Source organism: Aminobacter sp. P4_D5 (assembly GCF_056401815.1).
In genome coordinates this window covers 1-574 of record NZ_JBFUIP010001130.1, presented here as the reverse complement: position 1 = coordinate 574, position 574 = coordinate 1, and the positions used below count along the sequence as shown (strand labels likewise).

Sequence of the window (574 nt, the reverse complement as noted above, 5' to 3'; positions counted from 1 at the left end):
GGACGGGCCGTGCATAAGTCGTCCGGGGAGTTAAAGAATCCGGCAACCATCGCGGGACGAGGAAGGGGCGGCATGGTTGCGGCGGCGGCCGAATCTGGCCCGGATCTTGCGCTGGCATCTTTGGGGCCGCCACCGGAGCCCGTTTTCAGAATGAAAGAGAGCCTGATCATGTCGACCGACCCGCGCCTCGCCGAGCTGACCGCCTCGCGGATCTGCCATGACCTCGGATCGCCGGTCGCCAGCGTCATCGCCCTGCTGCCGCAGGCCGCGGACCCCGCGGCGCATGACATTCTGACGGAGACGACCGACGAGCTCGGCGCCAGGCTGAAGCTTTTCGCCGCCGCCTTCGGCTCCAGCGACGAGCTGGCCTGGACGGAGCTCGCCCCGCTGCTGCTCGGCGCGCCCATGGCACACCGCGTGCGTTTCGTGATGGCAGCGGCCGCGGCACAGCTTTCGCCGGGGCGCGTCCGGCTGGTGCTCTCCGCCGCGTTGCTGGCCGCCGAGGCCCTGCCGCGCGGCGGGATCGTTCGGATCTCCCGGGATTCGGACGGTTCCGTGGTGCTCATGCCGGAAG

At 70.0% G+C, this 574-nt stretch carries 1 protein-coding gene; it reads left to right on the top strand.

Annotated features, from left to right (window positions below):
* Positions 1–150: 150 nt before the first annotated feature.
* Positions 151–574 (top strand): histidine phosphotransferase family protein (locus tag AC1DWF_RS37065; RefSeq protein ID WP_476843412.1); only part of this gene is annotated, 424 nt, incomplete at its 3' end.